Annotated in this window: 14 protein-coding genes; 9 read left to right on the top strand and 5 right to left on the bottom strand. The window is 67.4% G+C overall.

What is annotated here, in order from left to right; translation table 11 throughout:
* Window positions 1-50 precede the first annotated feature (50 nt).
* Window positions 51-1790 (bottom strand): potassium/proton antiporter, encoded by a 1740-nt coding sequence (locus tag ACZ5R1_RS18700; RefSeq protein ID WP_027598543.1) that lies wholly within the window; start codon window positions 1788-1790, stop codon window positions 51-53.
* Between the two features lie 129 nt (window positions 1791-1919).
* Between ACZ5R1_RS18700 and ACZ5R1_RS18695 the strand changes: the two genes are divergently transcribed.
* Window positions 1920-2756, top strand: coding sequence for a 23S rRNA (adenine(2030)-N(6))-methyltransferase RlmJ (locus tag ACZ5R1_RS18695; RefSeq protein WP_074585022.1), 837 nt, complete (start codon window positions 1920-1922; stop codon window positions 2754-2756).
* A 124-nt stretch (window positions 2757-2880) separates the two neighbouring features.
* Here ACZ5R1_RS18695 and msrA read toward each other — a convergent pair whose 3' ends face one another.
* The 4 genes from msrA to aceE all read right to left on the bottom strand — a co-directional run bounded on the left by msrA (window position 2881) and on the right by aceE (window position 11165).
* Entirely contained in the window at window positions 2881-3540 is a 660-nt protein-coding gene (msrA, locus tag ACZ5R1_RS18690) for a peptide-methionine (S)-S-oxide reductase MsrA (protein ID WP_007161945.1), read from the bottom strand.
* Window positions 3541-3620: 80 nt separating this feature from the next.
* Window positions 3621-6227 (bottom strand): putative bifunctional diguanylate cyclase/phosphodiesterase, encoded by a 2607-nt coding sequence (locus ACZ5R1_RS18685; RefSeq protein WP_115946778.1) that lies wholly within the window; start codon window positions 6225-6227, stop codon window positions 3621-3623.
* Window positions 6228-6508: 281 nt separating this feature from the next.
* Window positions 6509-8494, bottom strand: coding sequence for a dihydrolipoyllysine-residue acetyltransferase (aceF, locus tag ACZ5R1_RS18680; protein ID WP_115946779.1), 1986 nt, complete (start codon window positions 8492-8494; stop codon window positions 6509-6511).
* Between the two features lie 28 nt (window positions 8495-8522).
* A complete protein-coding gene (aceE, locus tag ACZ5R1_RS18675) occupies window positions 8523-11165 on the bottom strand; it encodes a pyruvate dehydrogenase (acetyl-transferring), homodimeric type (protein ID WP_027598547.1) in 2643 nt (880 codons plus the stop codon).
* A 329-nt stretch (window positions 11166-11494) separates the two neighbouring features.
* On the opposite strand from aceE, the gene glnE reads away from it, so the two are divergent.
* The 8 genes from glnE (at window position 11495) to ACZ5R1_RS18635 (ending at window position 21430) form a co-directional block, all read left to right on the top strand.
* The gene (gene glnE, locus ACZ5R1_RS18670) at window positions 11495-14455 is read left to right on the top strand and encodes a bifunctional [glutamate--ammonia ligase]-adenylyl-L-tyrosine phosphorylase/[glutamate--ammonia-ligase] adenylyltransferase (RefSeq protein WP_115946780.1); all 2961 of its coding nucleotides are present in this window, start codon (window positions 11495-11497) and stop codon (window positions 14453-14455) included.
* Between the two features lie 113 nt (window positions 14456-14568).
* On the top strand, window positions 14569-15603 hold the full coding sequence (gene waaF / locus ACZ5R1_RS18665) for a lipopolysaccharide heptosyltransferase II (protein ID WP_027598549.1): 1035 nt from the start codon (window positions 14569-14571) through the stop codon (window positions 15601-15603).
* Complete coding sequence (gene waaC, locus ACZ5R1_RS18660) at window positions 15604-16611, top strand: lipopolysaccharide heptosyltransferase I (RefSeq protein WP_007161951.1); 1008 nt, start codon at window positions 15604-15606, stop codon at window positions 16609-16611.
* Complete coding sequence (locus tag ACZ5R1_RS18655) at window positions 16608-17726, top strand: glycosyltransferase family 4 protein (RefSeq protein ID WP_044342183.1); 1119 nt, start codon at window positions 16608-16610, stop codon at window positions 17724-17726. Before waaC ends, ACZ5R1_RS18655 begins: the two co-directional genes overlap by 4 nt.
* On the top strand, window positions 17723-18529 hold the full coding sequence (gene rfaP, locus ACZ5R1_RS18650; protein ID WP_115946781.1) for a lipopolysaccharide core heptose(I) kinase RfaP: 807 nt from the start codon (window positions 17723-17725) through the stop codon (window positions 18527-18529). The genes ACZ5R1_RS18655 and rfaP overlap by 4 nt, the downstream gene beginning before the upstream one ends.
* Window positions 18529-19260, top strand: a complete 732-nt coding sequence (locus ACZ5R1_RS18645) for a lipopolysaccharide kinase InaA family protein (RefSeq protein WP_027598552.1) — start codon at window positions 18529-18531, stop codon at window positions 19258-19260. The genes rfaP and ACZ5R1_RS18645 overlap by 1 nt, the downstream gene beginning before the upstream one ends.
* Window positions 19257-20012: a lipopolysaccharide kinase InaA family protein gene (locus tag ACZ5R1_RS18640; protein WP_115946782.1), complete on the top strand. Its 756-nt coding sequence runs from the start codon at window positions 19257-19259 to the stop codon at window positions 20010-20012. Before ACZ5R1_RS18645 ends, ACZ5R1_RS18640 begins: the two co-directional genes overlap by 4 nt.
* The gene (locus ACZ5R1_RS18635; protein WP_115946783.1) at window positions 20009-21430 is read left to right on the top strand and encodes a lipopolysaccharide kinase InaA family protein; all 1422 of its coding nucleotides are present in this window, start codon (window positions 20009-20011) and stop codon (window positions 21428-21430) included. Before ACZ5R1_RS18640 ends, ACZ5R1_RS18635 begins: the two co-directional genes overlap by 4 nt.
* The last annotated feature ends 101 nt before the right edge of the window (window positions 21431-21531 follow it).

Raw genomic sequence — 21531 nt, 5'->3', positions numbered from 1 at the left:
CTGGGGTGCAAGGCAGCACCCCTCAAGCCGCGAACCCTGTTCATCCATCGTTAAAGAAAGAGCGCCGGCCCGCTGTTGCGCCCTTCGGGAAACTTCACGCCGACCTTGCGCACGCGCTTGTTCTCGATGGCCGCGACGATCCACACCAGGCCGTTCCATTCCACCAGGTCGCCAACGATGGGTTCCCCGCCGATCTCGTGGGTGATGAAGCTGCCGAGGCGCTGGTTGCCGTCCACCTCGCCCAGTTGCAGGCCGTAGAGCGCAGCCACGGCGCTGAGTTCGGCGTCGGCTTCGAGGACGAAGTCGCCGAAGAATCTCTGGGTCTGCTGCGGGGCCTGGCTGAACAGCCGACCCAGGGCCGGCAGGTCGTGTTCGTGGCCGACCACGCAGAGGATGTCACCGGCTTCCAGGGTGGTACTGCCGGAGGGGTGGAGCAGGGTCTCGCCGCGGAACAGCGCGGCGATACGGGTGCCCTCGGGCATCTTCAGCTCGCGCAGGGCGGCGCCGATGCACCACTTCTCGGCGCCCAGACGATAGATGAACAGCTCCCACTCGCTGGTCGGATGGACCTGCAGCCCGGCGCGGGAGAAGGGCGCCGGTTCCGGCGGCACCGTCACCTTGAGCAGCTTGGCCGCCAGCGGCAGACTGGAGCCCTGCACCAGCAGCGACACCAGCACGATGAAGAAGGCCACGTTGAAGAACAGCTGGGCCTGGGGCAGCCCGGCCATCATCGGGAACACCGCCAGGATGATGGGGACTGCGCCGCGCAGCCCGACCCAGGCGATAAAGGCCTTTTCGCGGTCATGGAAGGCGCGGAAGGGCAGCAGGCCGATGGCCACCGACAGCGGGCGGGCGACCAGGATCATCCACAGCGCCAGGCCCAGGGCGGGCAGGGCGATGGGCAGCAGGTTGTGTGGCTCCACCAGCAGGCCCAGCACCAGGAACATGCCGATCTGCGCCAGCCAGGCCATGCCATCGAGCATGTGCAGCATGCCGTGGCGGCTGCGGATCGGCAGATTACCCATCAGCAGACCGGCCAGGTAGACGGCGAGAATGCCGCTGCCATGGGCGGCGTTGGTCAGGGCGAAGATCAGCAGGCCACCGCTGATGGCCAGCAGCGGGTAGAGGCCGTCGGCGAGGTGGATGCGGTTGATCAGTTGCAGCAGCAGCCAGCCACCGCCGAGGCCGATCACCCCGCCGATGGCGAATTCGCTGACGAAATGGCCCAGCAGACTCCAGCTGAAGCCGCTCTGGCCGCTGGCGAGCATCTCGATCAGGGTGACGGTGAGAAACACCGCCATGGGGTCGTTGCTGCCGGATTCGATTTCCAGGGTCGCGGTGACCCGTTCGTTGAGACCGCGGCCACCGAGCAGGGAAAACACCGCGGCGGCATCGGTGGAGCCGACGATGGCGCCGATCAGTAGGCCCTGCAGCAGGCTGAGGTCGAACAGCCAGGCGGCGGCGACCCCGGTCAGGCCGGTGGTGATCATCACCCCCACGGTGGCCAGCGACAGTGCCGGCCAGAGCGCCACGCGGAAGCTCGACACCCGGGTGCGCATGCCGCCGTCGAGCAGGATCACTGCCAGCGCCAGGTTGCCCACCAGGTAGGCCATCGGATAGTTGTCGAAGGCGATGTGACCGGGGCCGTCGACGCCGGCGAACATGCCGACCACCAGGAAGATCACCAGGATCGGGATGCCGACCCGCGAGGAAATCGAGCTGACCAGAATCGACAGGCCGATCAGCACCGCACCGATCAAGAACAAGCTGTTGATGGTGACAGCGTCCAAGCGTGACTCCTGGGGTAAAGAATTGAAGAACCAGGGGATTTAACCCGCTGGGTGGCCGGGGTGTCAAAGCGCGACGCCGCGGGTGCCCGAGGAAGGCGGTACACTGTAGGGCTGACGCTGGAGTATCCCATGAATTACCGACACGCCTTCCACGCCGGCAATCACGCCGATGTCTTCAAGCACGCCACCCTGTTGCGCCTGGCCGCGCTGCTGGCGCGCAAGGAGACGCCCTTCGTCTATCTGGACAGCCATTCCGGCGTGGGTCGCTATGACCTGGCCGGCGACCAGGCCAGCCGTACCGACGAATGGCGCGAAGGCATCGGACGTCTGTGGGCCCTGGAATCCGCGCCGGCGGCCTTTGTCGGCTATCGCGAAGCGGTGGCGGCGCTCAATCCCGATGGCGCGCTGCGCTACTACCCGGGTTCGCCCGAATTGATGCGCCAGGCGCTGCGCCCTCAGGATCGACTGCTGCTCAATGAGCTCCACCCCGAGGACGGTCGTCTGCTCAAGGAAAACATGGCTGGAGATCGCCGGGTGGCGGTGCACCAGAAGGATGGCTGGCTGCTGCCCAGGGCGCTGCTGCCGGTGCCGGAACGCCGGGCCCTGCTGCTGATCGATCCGCCCTTCGAGAAGACCGACGAGCTGGAGCGCTGCGCCAAGGCGGTCGCTGAGGCCGTCGGCCGCATGCGCCAGACGGTGATCGCGCTCTGGTATCCGATCAAGGATCGCCGCCAGTTGAGGCGCTTCCATGCCGGGCTGCAGGCCAGCGGCGCGCCCAAGTTGCTCAATGTCGAGTTGCTGATCCGCGCGGCGGACGATCCCTCCCGGCTCAACGGCTCGGGGTTGGCCATCGTCAATCCGCCGTGGGGGCTGGAGGAAGAATTGCGCGAGTTGCTGCCCTGGCTGGCCGAGCACCTGGCCCAGGGTGAAGGCAGCTGGCGACTGGACTGGCTGATCGCGGAATAGCGAGGCCGGGACCGTTAGGCTTCGCTGGGCTCAACCCAACCTACGGGAAGAGCCTGGCGCAGGTTGGGTTGAGGCGGCGCTACCGCCGCAGCCCAACAAAGAAAGCCGCCGCAGCGGCTCGGGATCAGACCGCGAGGCTGGGCGGCAGGCAGACACCGGTACCGGCCAGGCCGCAGTAGCCGTTGGGATTCTTCGCCAGGTATTGCTGGTGATAGGCTTCGGCGTAGTAGAAGGGCGGCAGCGGAGCGATCTCGGTGGTGATCTCGCCATAGCCGGCTTCGGCCAGTTGCGCCTGGAAGGCGGCCTGGCTGGCTTCGAAGGCTTCCCGCTGGCTGTCGTCGGCGTAATACAGGGCCGAGCGATACTGGGTGCCGACGTCGTTGCCCTGGCGCATGCCCTGGGTCGGATCGTGGGCTTCCCAGAAGATCTTCAGCAGCGCCTCCAGCGAGGTCTGGGCCGGATCGAACACCACCAGCACCACCTCGGTATGACCGGTCAGGCCGGAGCAGACCTCTTCGTAGGTGGGGTTGGGGGTATGGCCGCCGGCATAGCCGGCCGCGGTGGTCCAGACGCCGGGTTGTTGCCAAAAGCGCCGCTCGACGCCCCAGAAGCAGCCCATGCCCACCACCAGACTCTGCAGGCCGGCGGGGAAGGGGCCTTGCAACGGATTGCCGTTGACATAGTGGGCCGCGGGTACGGCCATGGCCGTCTCGCGGCCGGGCAGTGCCTGCTCGGCGGCGGGCAGATGGGTCTTCTTGGTCAGGATTTCGGAACGCAGGACCATGGGATACCTCGTGGGAAAGGGCCAGGCGAAAGGCTCAGTGTACGCAAAATCGCGGCAGCGGGGTCAGTCCGCGCGGCGGGTCAGCGCGTCGGCAGGTAACGCGCCAGGGCGGCGTCGAGCTGGTCGGCCGGGATGGGCTTGTCGAACAGATAGCCCTGGCCGATATCGCAGCGATGGTGGCGCAGGAAAGCCAGCTGTTCGGTCGTCTCGATGCCCTCGGCAACCACCTGCAGCCGCAGGTTGTGGGCCATGGCGATCACCGCGGAGGTGATTTCCATGTCGTCCTGGTTGTCCGGGATGTCCTTGATGAAACTCCTGTCGATCTTGATGACGTCGATGGGGAATTTTTTCAAGTAGCTGAGCGACGAATAACCGGTGCCGAAGTCGTCCATCGCCAGGCTCATGCCCAGGTGCTTGAGGGCTTCGAGGGTGTTGCGGGTGGCGTCGGTGGCATCCAGCAGGAGGCTTTCGGTCAGTTCCAGCTCCAGCCGCTTGGGCGCGATGCCCTCCTCGTCGAGGATGGTGACGAAGGACTGCACCAGGTCGGGATCGGTGAACTGCTTGGGCGACAGGTTGATGGCGATCTGCAGATCGTCGAAGCCGGCGGCGTCGAGGCGGTGCAGCTGGCGGCAAACCTCGCGGATGATCCATTTGCCGATGGGCACGATGAGCCCGGTTTCCTCGGCGATGCTGATGAACTGATCCGGGCGGATCATGCCCTTTTCCGGGTGCTGCCAGCGGATCAGGGCCTCCAGTCCCAGCAACTTGGCGCGTTTCAGGCAGACCTTGGGCTGGTAGTGCACCAGCAGTTCGTTCTGCTCCAGGGCCCGGCGCAGGTTGTTCTGCACGAACAGCTTGTTGCTGGCCTCGGCGATCAGCGCCTCGGTGAACACCTGGACCTGATGGCCGCCAGTGGCCTTGGCTCGGTGCAGGGCGAGGCCGGCGTGCTTGATCAGGGTCTGCGGATCGGTCTCGTGCGGTCGCGCGGTGGTCAGGCCGATCGAGCAGCTGATCAGAGTCGGGTGGCCTTCCACATAGAGCGGCGGATCCAGGGCCACCAGGGTGTCGCGGGCCAGGCTGTCGGCGGCGACCGCGTCCATGCCTTCGAGTAGCACGGCGAATTCGTTGCTGGCGATGCGGGCGATCAGCGCGCCCGTGCCCAGGGCGCTGCGCAGGCGCCGGGCCAGACCCACCAGCAGCTGGTCGCCGATACGATGCCCCAGGCTGTCGTTGACCCTCTTGAAGTTGTCGACGTCCACCAGCAGCAGCGAGTGTTCGCGGTTGGGATTGGACTGCTCCAGGCGGGCTTCCAGGCGGGCGATGAAGTGGCTGCGATTGGCCAGCCCGGTGAGGCTGTCGCGAAACACCAATTCGTCGTTGTGCTGCTGGGCGAAGCGGGTCTTGCTGGTGTCCTGGAAGATGCCCAGATAGCCCTGCAGGTCGCCATTGGGCTGCTTGATCTTGGAGAGCGACAGCTGGCCCCAGTAGCTCTCGCCGTCCCGGCGATAGCAGCGCAGTTCGCCCTGCCAGCTGTCCTGGTGCGCCAGGCGTTGCCAGGCTTCGTAGAGCAGCTCGCCCCAGTTTTCCAGGGCGGGCAGGGATTCGACGTGAAGCCCCTGGAGCTTGCCGATGGGATAGCCGGTGATCCGCGCGAAGCTGTCGGTGGCGTGCTCCAGGCAACCGCTGGCATCCAGCAGCAGGAAGGCATCGTTGCTGGCTTCCATCACCCGGGTCAGGGGGTGGGCGAGCTTGGACGGGCGCTGCGGTTGCTGGAGCAGGGCGGCCAGGCATTCCGCCAGGCTGCGAGCGAAGGTGACGTCCTCGGCTTCCCAGGTGGCCACTCGGTCCCGTCGCAGGCAGAGCAAACCGGTCAGTTGACCGTCGTGCAGCAGTGCCACGTCCAGCGCCGTTCCGCCTCCGCTGTGGGACGGGTGCAGCACCTGGCTGGCGTCTTCGATCACGCCCTGCTCGCGCAACCGGCGCCGGTGGTCGCTGCACAGGGTCGGCAGGCGTTCTTCCTTGCACAGGGTGACGAGGCCATTGCCCTCGTAGCGCCACAGGCTGAGTTCGTCCACGGCAAAGGCGGCCGGGCCCTGGGCGCGCAGCAGCTGCACCAGGTCGTCGTCCACCGGCGCCTGGCGCAGGGCTAGGCGGGACAATTCGAGCAACAGGGTCTGCCGCGCCTGGGCCATCGCCAGGCGTTGCTGGCTGTGATCCTGGCTGTCCTGCAGGAGGGCCAGGGTCGAGCGCAGGGCCACATTATGGGCTTCCCATTCGCCGGCCAGGGCGTCGTCGTTCATCACCCGCAGCAGATAGCCGCGCAGCAGCGGGCGACCATGGCGCTGCAGACTCTCGCCGACCTCGACGACCTGGCAGGGCGCCGTGGGGGAGTGGAACAGGTAGCGCACCTGATAGCTGCCGTGTTCGGCCAGTTGCAGCTGGATGTCTTCGTGCAGCCGATGACGGACGCTGGGCTCCATCAGGCTGGCATAGGGGGCATCGATGAGCGAGCACAGCGCCTGGGCGGGCAGGCCGAGGCTGGCTTCGCAGCGGGAATCGAGATAGAGCATCGCCCAGGAGGCTTCATTCAGACGCTCGAAACGCAGCAAGCCCAATCGGGCAGGAGCGCTGAGCGCGCCCGCCTGATCGGCTACCGCGGCATCGGCAGCATCGGAGTGAATACTCATGCGAGGGTCCGCGTCCTTGTGAAGACGGAAAGATGTCCTAGGTTTATCGGAAAGGACAGACAAATCATTAATCCTTTTTCCTTTCCGCCTCGCCAGCACGCTGGGATGGCTGTCAGGTTGCCCGATAGGGCCCGGCGCATGCAAGGGGCGGCGCTCGGGGCGCTCATCCTACCTTTTTCCTGGATCTTTCGGTTGATCTGACAGCAAAAACCCCGCGTGAGCGGGGTTTCTGAACTACACCAGGGGACGGTAACGGCCTTCCGTTACCGTCCTGTGGCGGTTTACAGCAGCAGACCGCGGATTTCCGCCAGCAGATCGCCCAGACGCTTGGTGAAGCGCGCGGCGGCCGCCCCGTTGATCACGCGGTGATCGTAGGACAGCGACAGCGGCAGCATCAGGCGCGGCTGGAAGGCCTTGCCGTCCCAGACCGGCTGCATGCTGGCCTTGGACACGCCGAGGATCGCCACTTCCGGGGCATTGACGATCGGCGTGAAGCCGGTACCGCCGATGTGACCCAGGCTGGAGATGGTGAAGCAGGCGCCCTGCATGTCGTCGCCGCTGAGCTTCTTGGTCCGCGCCTTTTCCGCCAGCTGGGCGGCTTCGGCGGCGAGTTGCAGCAGGCTCTTCTGGTCGACGTTGCGGATGACCGGGACTAGCAGGCCGTCCGGGGTGTCCACGGCGAAGCCGATGTGCACGTACTTCTTGCGGATCACCGCCTTGCCGCTGGGGGCCAGGGAGGCATTGAAGTCCGGCAGTTCCTTAAGCACATGGGCGCAGGCCTTGAGCAGGAACGGCAGGATGGTCAGCTTGACGCCGGCCTTTTCCGCCACGGCTTTCTGGCTGACCCGGAAGGCCTCCAGATCGGTCACGTCGGACTGGTCGAACTGGGTCACGTGGGGCACGTTCAGCCAGCTGCGATGCAGGTTGTTGGCACCGACCTGCATGAGGCGCGTCATCGGCACCTCTTCGATCTCGCCGAACTTGCTGAAGTCCACGGTGGGGATCGGCGGGATGCCGGCACCACCGGTGGCGCCGGAAGCCGCGGCCGGAGCCGCCTTGCTCTTCTGCAGCTGATCCTTGACGTAGGCCTGGACGTCTTCCTTGAGGATGCGACCCTTGGGGCCGGTCGGGGTGACCTCGCCCAGATCGACACCGAACTCGCGGGCGACCATGCGCACGGCCGGGCCGGCATGGACCTTCTTGCCCTTGCCGGCGGCAGGGGCGCTGGCGGGAGCGGCGGCCTTGGCCGGCGCCTCGGCCTTCTTCTCGGCAGCCGGCGCGCTGGCGGTGTTGCCGGCAGCCGGCTTGGCCGCCTGCTTGGGCGCGGCACCGGCCACCTTCAGGGTCAGGATCAGATCGCCGGTCTTGGCCTGGTCGTTGACCTTGATGGCAACGCTTTCCACCACGCCCGCCTTGGGCGCCGGGATTTCCATGCTGGCCTTGTCGGACTCCAGCACGATCAGCGACTGCTCGGCCTTGACCTGGTCACCGGCCTTGACCAGCACCTCGATGACGTTGGCACTGCCGGTGGAGCCGATGTCGGGGACCTTGATCTCCTCGACCGATTCACCGGCCGGCTCGGCGGCGGCTTCCTCGTGCAGCTCGGGCTCGGCGGCTTCCTTGGCGGGCTTGTCGCCGGCCTTGGACTCGACGCTCTTGCTCGGCTTGGCATTGGCGGCGCCCTTGAGCACCAGGATCAGATCGCCGGTGCCCACTTCGTCGCCGACCTTGACGGAAACGCTCTCCACCACGCCGGCGGCGGGGGAGGGGATTTCCATGCTGGCCTTGTCGGACTCCAGGGTGATCAGCGTCTGCTCGGCGGCGATGGTGTCGCCGGGCTTGACCGCCACCTCGATGATGCTGGCCTTGCCGCTGGAGCCGATGTCCGGGACATGGATCTCCTGGGCTTCGCCTTCGCCGGCGGACGCCGAGGCGTCCTCGTCGCCGGCCGGCGTCGGGGTTTCGCTTTCCTCGACCTGGGTCTGCTTGGACTCGGCCTTGGGTTCGGCGGCGGGTTCGCTGCCGGTGGCGGCGTCCTCGCCTTCCAGGTCGATCAGCAGGTCACCGGTCTTGAGGGTGTCGCCGACCTTGATGTGCAGGGCGGCGATCTTGCCGGCCTTGGGGGCCGGGATCTCCATGCTGGCCTTGTCGGACTCCAGCACCACCAGGCTCTGTTCGGCCTCGACGGTATCGCCGACCTTTACCAGCAGCTCGATGACTTCGCCGTCGCCACTGCCGATGTCGGGTACGCGGATGGTCTCGCTCACAGTTGTTTCCTCTTATCCGTGTGCCGCATCAGCAATCCAGGGGATTGCGCTTCTCGGTGTCGATGCCGAACTTGGTGATGGCATCGGCCACGACCTTGCGTTCCAGCTTGCCTTGGTTGGCCAGCGCCTGCAGAGCGGCGACGGCGACCCAGCGGCGGTCGACCTCGAAGTGATCACGCAGCTTCTTGCGGCTGTCGCTGCGACCGAAGCCGTCGGTACCCAGCACCTGGAATTCGGTGGGGACCCACTGGCGAATCTGGTCGGCGAACAGCTTCATGTAGTCGGTGGAGGCGATGACCGGACCCTGGCGCTCGCCCAGGCACTGCTCGACATAGGTCAGGCGGCGCTCTTCCAGCGGGTGCAGGCGGTTCCAGCGATCCACGGCCAGGCCTTCACGGCGCAGTTCGTTGAAGCTGGTGACGCTCCAGATGTCGGCGCCGACGCCCATCTCGCGCAGCAGGCTCGCGGCAGCGCGGACCTCGTTGAGGATGGTGCCCGAGCCGAGCAGCTGGACGCGGTGCTTGAAGTCGCCCTTCTCTTCTTCCAGCAGGTACATGCCCTTGATGATGCCGTCCTCGACACCTGCGGGCATGGCCGGCTGCTGGTAGTTCTCGTTCATCACGGTGATGTAGTAGAAGACGCTCTGCTGCAGTTCCATCATCTGATGGATGCCTTCGCGCATGATCACCGCCAGCTCGTAGGCATAGGTGGGATCGTAGCTGCGGCAGTTGGGGATGGTGCCGGCCAGGATGTGGCTGTGACCGTCCTCGTGCTGCAGGCCTTCACCGTTCAGGGTGGTGCGGCCGGAGGTGCCGCCCAGCAGGAAGCCGCGGGTCTGGGCATCGCCCGCCGCCCAGGCCAGGTCGCCGATGCGCTGGAAGCCGAACATCGAATAGAAGATGTAGACCGGCAGCATGGGCTGGTTGTAGTTGCTGTAGGCGGTACCGGCAGCGATGAAGGAGGACATGGCGCCGGCCTCGTTGAGGCCTTCCTGGAGGATCTGGCCGTCCTTCTCCTCGCGGTAGTACATCACCTGGTCGCGGTCGACCGGCTCATAGAGCTGGCCGTGGGGCGAGTAGATGCCCAGCTGGCGGAACATGCCTTCCATGCCGAAGGTACGGGCCTCGTCGGCGAGGATGGGCACGATGCGCTTGCCCAGATCCTTGTCCTTGACCAGTTGCGACAGGATGCGGCCGAAGGCCATGGTGGTGGAGATCTCGCGATCGCCGGAGCCGTCCAGTACCGCCTTCAGGGTGTCCAGGGGCGGCGTGGGGATGCTGATGCTGCGGGCGCGACGCTGAGGCAGGTGACCGCCCAGGGATTCGCGACGACTCATCAGGTACTTCATCTCGGCGCTGTCGTCGGCCGGACGATAGAAGGGCAGCTCGCTGAGCTGGGAGTCGTTCAGCGGGATGTCGAAGCGATCGCGGAATTTCTTCAGCGACTCCACATCGACCTTCTTGGTGTTGTGCGCGGTGTTCTTGGCTTCGCCCGCACCGGTGCCGTAGCCCTTGATGGTCTTGGCCAGGATGACGGTGGGCTGGCCCTTGTGGTTGACCGCCTGGTGGTAGGCCGCATAGACCTTGTAGGGGTCGTGACCGCCACGGTTGAGCTTCCAGATCTCGTCGTCGGATAGGTCCTCGACCATCTTCAGCAGCTCGGGATTGGCGCCGAAGAAGTGCTTGCGCACATAGGCACCGTCTTTCGCCTTGTAGTTCTGGTATTCGCCATCGACCACGGCGTCCATGCGCTGCTGCATGCGGCCTTCGGTGTCGCGGGCGAACAGCGGATCCCACATGCGGCCCCAGAGGACCTTGGTGACGTTCCAGTCGGCGCCGCGGAAGATGCCTTCCAGTTCCTGGACGATCTTGCCGTTGCCGCGGACCGGGCCGTCGAGGCGCTGCAGGTTGCAGTTGATGACGAAGATCAGGTTGTCGAGGTTCTCGCGGCCGGCCAGGGAGATGGCGCCCAGGGTTTCCGGCTCGTCGCACTCGCCGTCGCCGATGAAGCACCAGACCTTCTGCTTGCCGGCGGGGATGTAGCCGCGGTTCTCCAGGTACTTCATGAAGCGGGCCTGGTAGATGGCGGTGATCGGACCCAGACCCATGGAGACGGTCGGGAACTGCCAGAAGTCGGGCATCAGGTGCGGGTGCGGGTAGCTCGACAGCCCCTTGCCGTCCACTTCCTGGCGGAAGTTGTTCATCTGGTCTTCGGACAGGCGGCCTTCCAGGAAGGCACGGGCGTAGACGCCGGGGGAGGCATGGCCCTGATAGTAGATCAGGTCGCCGCCGTGCTCTTCGTTGGGCGCCTTCCAGAAATAGTTGAAGCCGATGTCATAGAGGGTGGCGCTGGAGGCGAAGGTGGAGATGTGGCCACCCAGATCCGGATCCTTGAGGTTGGCGCGCATGACCATCGCCAGGGCGTTCCAGCGAACCAGCGAGCGGATGCGTCGCTCCATGAACAGGTCGCCCGGCATATGGGCTTCCTTGGTCACTGGAATGGTGTTGCGATAGGGGGTATTGATGGAGTAGGGCAGCTGGGTACCACTGCGGGTAGCCAGTTCGCCCATGCGGGTCATCAGATAATGAACGCGCTCCTCGCCTTCGTGGTCGAGGACGGACTCCAGGGCGTCCAGCCATTCCTGGGTTTCGACGGGATCGAGATCTTGCATGGCTTGCTCCAGGGCGGAAAGGCTTCCAAAATCGGTCGCCTCAGGGTCGCCGCCGGCCTCTTGGGGGCAGCGAAAATTCTTGGATTTATGACCGGACGGTTCCGATCGGCGTGTAGTTTTACTACAAATTCAAATCCGTTTCAGCTCCGAGCTGTAATGCGATAAAAAACAATTCGACGTTTGTCGAACGCGCTGCTCAAGGGCTCGCGAACTCCGAACCGCGGACGTGAAAACGGTTCCCGCTCGGACCAGGTGGTCCGTCGGAATGTCCCTGGCAGGGGGTTCGCGGCAGGGTGGCGGGATTCGACCGTCCCTGCGCAGGACTGCCCATGATACCCCTCCTTCGTCCCGATCTGCCTCCGACTCTCGTCGCATGTGCCGAGCTCGCCGACCGGCGTCTGGCCGATGCCCTTGCCACGCTGCCCGCGGCGGCGGCCCGCCAGGCGAACTGGTCCGCGGCGCAACGCGCCGACTGGCGACGGGTGGCTGCCCTCAGTGACTTCGTCGTCGAGCAATTCTGCCGGTTGCCCGAGCCTTGCCTGGCGCTGGTCGACAGCGGCGACCTTGCGCTGTCGCTGGCGCCGGGGGCCATGGCGCAGCGCCTGCGCGACGCCCTGGCCGACTGCCCGGACGAAGCCGAACTGGGACGGCGGCTGCGGCGCTTCCGCATGCTGCAGCAGGTGCGCATCGTCTGGCGCGACCTGACCCGCCGCGCCGATCTGGTGGAGACCTGTCGCGACCTCAGCGACCTGGCCGATGCCTGCATCGACCAGGCCTGCGCCTGGCTGTACGCCCAGCAGTGCAGCCAGTTCGGCGTGCCGACCGGACGCCACAGCGGCCAGCCGCAGCAGCTGGTGGTGCTGGGCATGGGCAAGCTGGGCGCGGGCGAGTTGAACCTGTCGTCCGATATCGACCTGATCTTCGCCTATGGCGAAGCCGGGGAGACCCGCGGCGCGCGACGTGAACAGGACAACCAGGAATTCTTCACCCGCCTCGGGCAGCGCCTGATCAAGGCGCTGGACGCCGTCACCGTGGACGGCTTCGTCTTTCGCGTCGACATGCGCCTGCGGCCCTATGGCAGCGCCGGTGCCCTGGTGCTGAGCTTTGCCGCCATGGAGCTCTATTATCAGGACCAGGGGCGCGACTGGGAACGCTACGCCATGATCAAGGCGCGGGTGGTCGGTGGCGACCAGGCCAGCGGCGCCGAACTGCTGACCCTGCTGCGGCCCTTCGTCTATCGGCGCTATCTGGATTTCTCCGCCATCGAAGCCCTGCGCAGCATGAAGCAGCTGATCCGCCAGGAGGTGCGCCGGCGCGGCATGACCGACAACGTCAAGCTGGGCGCGGGTGGCATCCGCGAAGTGGAATTCATCGCGCAGGCCTATCAGCTGATCCACGGCGGACGCGATCCGGCGCTGCAGCAGCGACCGCTGCTCAGGGTGCTGACCAGTCTGCGCGAGCGCGACTATCTGCCGGCCGCGGCCGAAGCCGAGTTGCGCGAGGGCTATTGCTTCCTGCGCTATGTGGAGCACGGGCTGCAGGCCATCGCCGACCAGCAGACCCAGACCCTGCCGGTGGATCCCCAGGGCCGGGCGCGGGTGGCCTTTCTCATGGGCCATGCCGACTGGGATGAATTCAGCGCCGCGCTCGACGCCTGGCGCAGCCGCATCGACTGGCACTTCCAGCAGACCATCGCCGATCCCGAGGAGGAGACCCAGAGCGCCGAACTGGAAGACAGCTGGCTGCCGCTGTGGGAGGACCTGCTCGACCCCGAGGAGTCCCAGGCGCGACTGCGCGAGGCGGGCTTCCAGGCGCCGGAGCAGGCGCTGGAATTGCTGGCCAGTCTGCGCGCCAGTGGTCAGGTGCGCGCCATGCAGCGCGCCGGTCGCGAACGCCTGGATGCCTTCATGCCGCGGCTGCTGGATGCGGTCAGCGCCGACGAGCAACCCGATCGGGCGTTGGAGCGGGTGCTGCCGCTGGTGGAGGCGGTGGCGCGCCGCTCGGCCTACCTGGTCCTGCTCAGCGAGAATCCGCCGGCCCTGGCGCGGCTGCTGGAACTCTGCGGCGCCAGTGCCTGGGTGGCCGAGCAGATCGCCCGCTATCCGGCGCTGCTCGACGAATTGCTCAACGAGGGGCGGCTCTATCATCCGCCGCAGAAGCCGGAACTGGCCGCCGAGTTGCGCGAGCGCCTGATGCGCCTGCCCGAAGAGGACCTGGAGCAGCAGATGGACGTGCTGCGCCACTTCAAGCGCGCCCACAGCCTGCGGGTGGCGGCGGCGGAGATCGCCGGCAGCCTGCCGCTGATGAAGGTCAGCGACTATCTCACCTGGCTGGCCGAGGTGATCCTCGAAGAGGTGTTCGGCCTGGCCTGGCGCCAGCTGGTGCAGCGCCATGGCACGCCGCAGCGGCGCGACGGCTCGCCCTGCCAGCCGGATTTCGTCATCGTCGGCTATGGCAAGGTCGGGGGCATCGAACTCGGCCACGGTTCGGATCTCGACCTGGTGTTCATCCACGACGCCGATCCCCTGGCCGAGACCGATGGCGCCAAGCCCATGGATGGCGCCCAGTTCTTCAATCGCCTAGGTCAGCGGATCATCCACCTGCTCACCACCACCACCCCGGTGGGCACCCTCTACGAGGTCGACATGCGCCTGCGGCCGTCCGGCGCGGCGGGGCTGCTGGTGAGTTCGCTGGAGGCCTTCGAGCGCTACCAGCAGAGCGAGGCCTGGACCTGGGAACACCAGGCCCTGGTGCGGGCGCGGGTGGTGGCGGGTTGCCCGCGGCTGGGCGAGCGCTTCGACGCGGTGCGGGCGCGCATCCTCGGTCGGCAACGGGAGCTGGCGACCCTGCAGGCCGACGTGGCCGGCATGCGCGACAAGATGCTCGACAACCTCGGCACCGCGCTGACCGCCGGCGGACTGGGGCCGAACGCACGCCGGCCGGAGCAGCTGTTCGACCTCAAGCAGGATGCCGGCGGTATCGTCGATATCGAATTTATGGTCCAATATGCCGTTCTGGCCTGGTCGTGGCAGCATCCCGAATTGCTGCGTTTTCCCGACAACATCCGCATCCTGGAATCCCTCGAAGCGGCTGGTCTGGTACCGGCCACGGACGCCATTGCCCTGCGCGAAGCCTACAAGGCCTACCGCGCCGCGCTGCACCGCCTGGTGCTGCAGAAGCAGCCGGGCAAGGTGCCGGCCGACGGCTTTCTCGCTGAGCGCGACGAAGTACGCCGTATCTGGCACGGCCTGGGGCTGGACACGCCGTCCGGCAATCCGGCCACCTTTTAGGCCGTCATCAGTAAGGAGAGGCAAGATGTCGATGTCCGTGCGCGAGCTTTCGATCAGGCCGGGCCTGAGGGAGTGGGAGTCGGCCACCCGCTAGGTGCCGATCGCCTTCCAGCATGAATATTCTGATCATCGGACCCAGTTGGGTCGGCGACATGGTGATGGCGCAGACCCTCTTCGTCTGCCTCAAGCGCCAGCACCCCGACTGCCAGATCGACGTACTCGCCCCTGAGTGGAGTCGCCCGCTGCTCGAGCGCATGCCCGAGGTGCGCGAAGCCCTGAGCTTTCCCCTCGGCCATGGCGCCTTCGAGTTGGCCACCCGCCGGCGCATCGGCCAGCAGCTGCGCGGTCGCTATGACCAGGCGATCCTCCTGCCCAACTCGCTAAAGTCGGCGCTGGTACCCTATTTCGCCGGCATCCCAAAGCGCACCGGTTGGCGCGGCGAGATGAGATTCGGCCTGCTCAACGACATCCGCACCCTGGACAAGGCCCGCTATCCGCTGATGATCGAGCGCTTCATGGCGCTGGCCCATGCGCCCGGTGCCGAGTTGCCCAAACCCTATCCCGAACCGCGCCTGGCCATCGACCCGGCCAGCCGCGACGCCGCCCTGGAACGCTTCGGCCTGAGTCTGGACCGGCCGGTGCTGGCGCTCTGTCCGGGCGCCGAGTTCGGCGAGGCCAAGCGCTGGCCGGCCGAGCACTATGCCGCCGTGGCCGATGCCCGGCTGCGCCAGGGCTGGCAGGTCTGGCTGTTCGGCTCGCAGAAGGATGCCCCGGGCGGTGAAGAGATCCGCGAATGGGTCACTCCCGGCTTCGAAGAAGATGTCTGCAACCTCGCCGGGCGCACCTCCCTGGCCGAGGCCATCGACCTGCTCTCCTGTGCGAGCGCTGTGGTCAGCAATGATTCCGGGCTGATGCATGTGGCCGCCGCCCTGGATCGCCCGCTGGTGGCCGTCTATGGCTCCACCTCGCCGGGCTTCACGCCGCCGCTGGCCAGTCAGGTCGAGGTGGTGCGCCTGGGGCTGGAGTGCAGTCCCTGCTTCGACCGCACCTGTCGCTTCGGTCACTACGACTGCCTGCGCCTCTTGCAGCCGAGCCTGGTGCAGGACGCCCTCGGCCGTCTGGTCGCCGATCCGGTCGAGGTGGGCTAGATGCGCGTGCTGCTGGTCAAGACCTCGTCGCTCGGCGATGTCATCCATACCCTGCCGGCGCTGACCGATGCGGCCCGGGCCATCCCCGGCATCTGCTTCGACTGGGTGGTGGAGGAAGGCTTCGCCGAGATCCCTGCCTGGCACCCGGCGGTGAGCCAGGTGATCCCGGTGGCCCTGCGGCGCTGGCGCAAGCAGCCCTTTTCCGCCTGGGCCAGTGGCGAATGGGGCGAATTCAAGAGTCGGGTGCGCGAGCAGCGCTATGACCGGGTGATCGATGCCCAGGGCCTGCTCAAGAGCGCCTGGCTGACCCGCTATGCCGAGGCGCCGGTGGCCGGTCTCGACCGAAATTCCGCGCGCGAGCCCCTGGCCAGCCGCTTCTATGACGAACGCTATCACGTGGCCAAGGGGCAGCATGCCCTGGAGCGGATCCGCCAGCTGTTCGCCCAGGCGCTGGACTATCCGCTGCCGGCCGGCGTGGGTGACTACGGCCTGGATCGGCAACGCCTGGCCGGGCCCAACGAGACGCCCTATGTGGTCTTCCTGCATGGCACCACCTGGGTCAGCAAGCACTGGCCCGAGGCCCACTGGCGCGAACTGGCCGAACGCATGAGCCGGCTGGACTGGCCGGTGCGGCTGCTGTGGGGCAACGAGGCGGAGCACGCCCGGGCCGAACGCATCGCCGACGGCCTGGATGGCGTCCAGGTGCTGCCGCGCCTGAATCTCGCCGGGGTGGCCAAGGTGCTGGCCGGCGCCCGGGCCTGCGTGGCGGTGGATACCGGTCTTGGCCACCTGGCGGCCGCCCTGGACGTGCCCACCGTTTCGCTCTATGGCCCGACCAGTCCGAAGAAGGTCGGCGCCTATGGCCGCTCCCAGGTGCACCTGAGCGCCGTGGGCCTGGATGGCACCGACGAGCCGCGCGATCAGCCGGCCGCGAGTCTGGCCGCCCTGACCCCGGAGCGGGTCGAACTGGAACTGGAAACCCTGCTGTTGGAAGACCTCCCCGCATGACCCTGGCTTTCGTGCTCTACAAGTACTTTCCCTTTGGCGGCCTGCAGCGGGACTTCCTGCGCATCGCCCAGGAGTGCCAGCGCCGCGGCCATGCCATTCGCGTCTACACCCTGATCTGGGAAGGCCCGGTACCGGAGGGCTTCGATGTGCGGGTGGCCCGGGTCAGCGCCCTGTTCAATCACCGACGCAACGAGAAATTCCACGCCTGGCTGCAGGCCGACCTCGCCCGCGATCCGGTCGACCGGGTGATCGGCTTCAACAAGATGCCGGGACTGGACGTCTATTACGCCGCCGATCCCTGTTTCGAGGACAAGGCCCAGACCCTGCGCAACCCGCTCTATCGCCAGTGGGGTCGCTATCGCCACTTCGCCGAATACGAGCGGGCGGTGTTCGCGCCCGAGTCCTCCACCGAGATCCTGATGATCTCCGAGGTGCAGCAGCCGCTGTTCGTCAAGCACTACGGCACGCCGGCGCCGCGCTTCCACCTCTTGCCGCCGGGCATCGCCGCCGACCGTCGCGCGCCGGCCAATGCCGCCGAGATCCGCGCCGACTTCCGGCGCGAATTCGGGCTGGAGGAGGGCGAGCTGCTGCTGGTGCAGATCGGTTCCGGCTTCAAGACCAAGGGTCTGGATCGCAGTCTGCGCGCCCTGGCCTCCCTGCCCAGGGAGTTGCGCAAGCGCACCCGGCTGTTCGCCATCGGCCAGGACGATCCCAAGCCCTTCCTGCTGCAGGCCAAGGCCCTGGGCGTGAGCGATCGCGTCCAGATCCTCAAGGGGCGTAGCGACATCCCGCGCTTCCTGCTCGGCGCCGATCTGCTGATCCATCCGGCCTATAACGAGAACACCGGTACCGTGCTCCTGGAGGCGCTGGTCGCCGGGCTGCCGGTGCTGGTCACCGACGTCTGCGGCTATGCCCACTACATCGACGAGGCCCGCGCCGGCGAGGTGGTGCCGTCGCCCTTCGCCCAGGAGATCCTGGACCGGATGCTGGCCGAATTGCTGGCCGATCCCGAGCGCCGCGCGGTGCAGGGTCGCAACGGCCTGGCCTTCGCCGACAGCGCCGACCTCTATTCACTGCCCGAGCGCGCCGCCGATGTCATCCTGGGGGTGGCATGACCCTGGAATTGCGTGAGCCCTTCGCCAGCTTCTGGGCCGGCCAGGATCCCTTCGTCGCCGTGGAGGCCCTGCAGGGCCAGGTCTATCGCGAACTGGACGGCCGCCGCACCCTGCGCACCGAGGTGGCCGGGCGCGGCTACTTCGTCAAGATCCACCGCGGCATCGGCTGGGGCGAGATCGCCAAGAATCTGCTGCAGGCCAAGCAGCCGGTGCTGGGCGCGCGCCAGGAATGGCAGGCCATCGAGCGGCTGCACCAGGTCGGCGTGCCGACCATGACCGCCGTGGCCTTTGGCGAGCGCGGCGTCAATCCGGCGACCCAGCACTCCTTCATCATCACCGAGGAGCTGGCGCCCACTGTCAGTCTCGAAGACTTCAGTCTCGACTGGGTCCGCCAGCCCCCCGAGCCGGCGCTCAAGCGGGCGCTGATCGCCGAGGTGGCGCGCATGACCGGCACCATGCACCGGGCCGGCGTCAATCATCGCGACTGCTACATCTGCCATTTCCTGCTCGACACCGCCCAGCCGGTCACCGTGGCCAATCTGCGACTCTGGCTGATCGACCTGCACCGCGCCCAGTGCCGCGCCCAGGTGCCCCGGCGCTGGCGCGACAAGGACCTGGCCGGACTGTATTTCTCCGCCCTGGGCATCGGCCTGACGCGGCGCGACTTCCTGCGCTTCCTGCGCGGCTACTTCCAGCGCCCGCTGCGCGAGATCCTGCGCGACGAGGCCCCGCTGCTGGCGCGGCTGGAACGCAAGGCCGCCGCCTTGCTGGAGCGCAAGGAACGCTACGGGGACCGGCTCTGATGGCTGACTGGCGCATCGATTCCAGCGTCGCCCACCTGCCCGAGTTCGCGACGCTGGACGCGGTGTTCGCCCTGACCGGCGAACGCCTGACCAGCGATCCGCTGTCGGAAGTGGTGCGCATCGAGCGCGACGGCATCCGCTACTACGTCAAGCGCTACCACGGCGCCGGCAAGGGGCTACGGCGCTATGTCGGGCGGCCGCGGGTCAAGGCCGAGTGGCAGAATCTCAAGCGCTTCGCCAAGTGGGGCATCGCCACCGCGCCGGTGGTGGCCTGGGGGATGGAGCGTTCGCCCCGGGGGTTCACCCGCGGCGCCATGATCACCCGCGAGATTCCCGACACCCTGGATCTCGCCGAACTGGCCCGGCGCGAGGATCCACGCCTGCGCGACCGGGTCTGGGTCGACAACGTCAGCCGCCAGCTGGCCGCGGCCACCCGTACCCTGCACGACCACCATTTCGTCCACAACGATCTCAAGTGGCGCAACCTGCTGGTGGATGGCCAGGGCGTGCTCTATTTCATCGATTGCCCGGCCGGCGCCTTCTGGGTCGGCCACTGGCTGCGCTGGCGCATCGTCAAGGACCTGGCCTGCCTGGACAAGGTGGCCAAGTACCAGCTGTCGCGCACCCAGCGCCTCAGGTTCTATCTGCAATACCGCGGTCGCGCGCGCCTCAGCGACAACGACAAGGGGCGCATCCGCGAGGTGCTGGACTATTTCAAGGGGCGGGAATGAACGAGGTATGGGCGGCCGAGGATCGGGCCGTGCTGGCCGGCCAGGGTCTGGACAGCTTCGCGGCGCTGTGGGCGCTGGAGCTGCCCGCGGTGGATGAACCCAACCAGGGGCGCGGCGGCTTCAGCCAGGTGTTTCGCCTGGACGTCGCCGGTCATGGCTACTACCTCAAGCGCCAGCGCGACTACCTGACCCGGACCCTGGCCCGCCCGCTGGGCGAGCCGACCTTTGCCCGCGAGAGTCGCAACATCCGCCACTACGCCGAGCTCGGCATCCCGGCGCTGGAGCTGGCGTACTACGGCGAGCGCCGCGACGACCAGGGCTGGCGCGCCATCCTGCTGACCCGGGCGCTGGATGACTGGCGCGATCTGGACAGCTGGCTGCGGGTCTGGCCGCACCTGGCGCCGGACGAGCGCCAGGCGGTGCTGGTCGCCGTCGGTGAACTGGCCCGGCAGCTGCACGGCGCCGGCCAGGTGCACGGCTGCTTCTATCCCAAGCATCTGTTCCTGCAGCGCCAGGGCGAAGGCCTGGTCGCGCGGCTGATCGATCTGGAAAAGACCCGGCCGCTGCTGTTCGGCCGGCGCGATCGCCTGCGCGATCTCGAACCCCTGCTGCGCCGCGCGCCGCAATGGAGTGAACCGGACATCGCCCGCCTGCTGGCGAGCTATCTGGACCAGCCGCTGGACAGCGCCGCCGTGCGGGACTGGAGCCAGCGTCTGGCCGGGCGTCGCCGCCACAAGGAGCGCAAGGCATGACCCTGGAGCAATTGGCCAGGGCCGGCCGCGCGCCAGCCCTGCCGCTGCGCATCGAACTGCCCGGTGGCGAACTGGAAGTGCTGTCGCTGCTCAGGGTGCTGCCCGGTCAGCGCTATGTCGGCGAAGCCCGCTGGCAGGGCCGGCGGGTGCTGGCCAAGCTGCTGGTCGGCGAGCGCGCGAGCCGGCAATTCGCCCGCGAGTGCGAGGGCTGTCGCCTGCTGGCGGCCGCCGCGGCGCCGACTCCCGCGCTGCTGGACAGCGGCGAGGCAGGCGGGCAGGGCGCCTGGCTGCTGTTCGACTTCATCGAGGCGGCGCCCAGCGTCGAGCAGCTCTGGCAGCAGGTGGCCGCCGAGCCACCCCTGTCGCCGGCGCAGAACGACTTGCTTGGCGCCGCCCTCGCCACCCTGGCGCGGCTGCATGCCCAGGGCCTCTGGCAAGCCGATCTGCACCTGGACAATCTGCTGGTCAAGGACGGCGCCGCCCTGGTCATAGACGCGGCGGACATCCAGGCCGAGAGCGTCGGCCAGCCGCTGTCCCAGGCGCGGGTGCAGGAGAATCTGGCGGTGTTCTTCGCCCAGTTGCCGGCCGCCCTGGATGCCCAGCTGGAAGAACTGCTGATCCACTACCTGCTGGTCAATGCCGAGCACGCCCTGCGCCTCGACGCCCTGCTGGCGCGCACCGCCGAGATCCGCCGCTGGCGCCTGGCCGACTACCTGAAGAAGAGCGGTCGGGAGTGCACCCTGTTCGCCGTCACCCGCAGCGCCTTCGGCCTGATCGCCGTGCGCCGTACCTGGCTGAGTCGTCTGGAAGGCCTGCTGGCCGATCCCGATGCCGCCCTGGCCGGCCTGCCGACCTTCAAGGACGGCGGCGCCGCCACCGTGGCCCGGCTGCAGTGGCAGGGCCAGGACCTGGTGCTCAAGAGATACAACATCAAGGGCTTCGGCCACTGGCTAACGCGCTTCTGGCGACCGAGCCGGGCCTGGCACAGCTGGCGCGAAGGCCATCGCCTGCGGTTCCTCGGCATTCCCACCCCCGAGCCCCTGGCCGTGCGCGAGCGGCGCTTCCTCGGCCTGCGCGGTCGCGCCTATCTGGTCACGCCCTTCGTCGACGGGCCCAATCTGCTGGAGCGTTTTGCCCCCTATGTGGATTCCGCCCCGCCCGCGGCCGAGCTGGACGCCCTGCTGGCGCTGGTCGAGGCCCTGCGCCGCGAGCGCCTCGGTCATGGCGACTTCAAGGGCACCAACCTGATCTGGCACGACAGCCGCTGGCTGGTGATCGACCTCGACGCCCTGCAGGCCCACGGCAGCGACAGCGCCTATGCCAGTGCCTATGCCCGCGACCGTGCCCGCTTGCTGCGCAACTGGCCGACCGACAGCGCCCTGCACCGGTTGCTCGACGAGCGCCTGCCGCCGGCTTGAGCGAAGCGCCGCCATCTGTACCGGGGCTGAATCGCCGTGCGCTAAGCCCCGCTCCGGCGTGCGGCCATTACCCGTGGCCTGCCTGAACGGCTATAATTCGC

It is taken from the genome of Pseudomonas sp. Pso3 (assembly GCF_055393275.1).
This window is presented reverse-complemented; position numbering and strand designations above follow the sequence as displayed.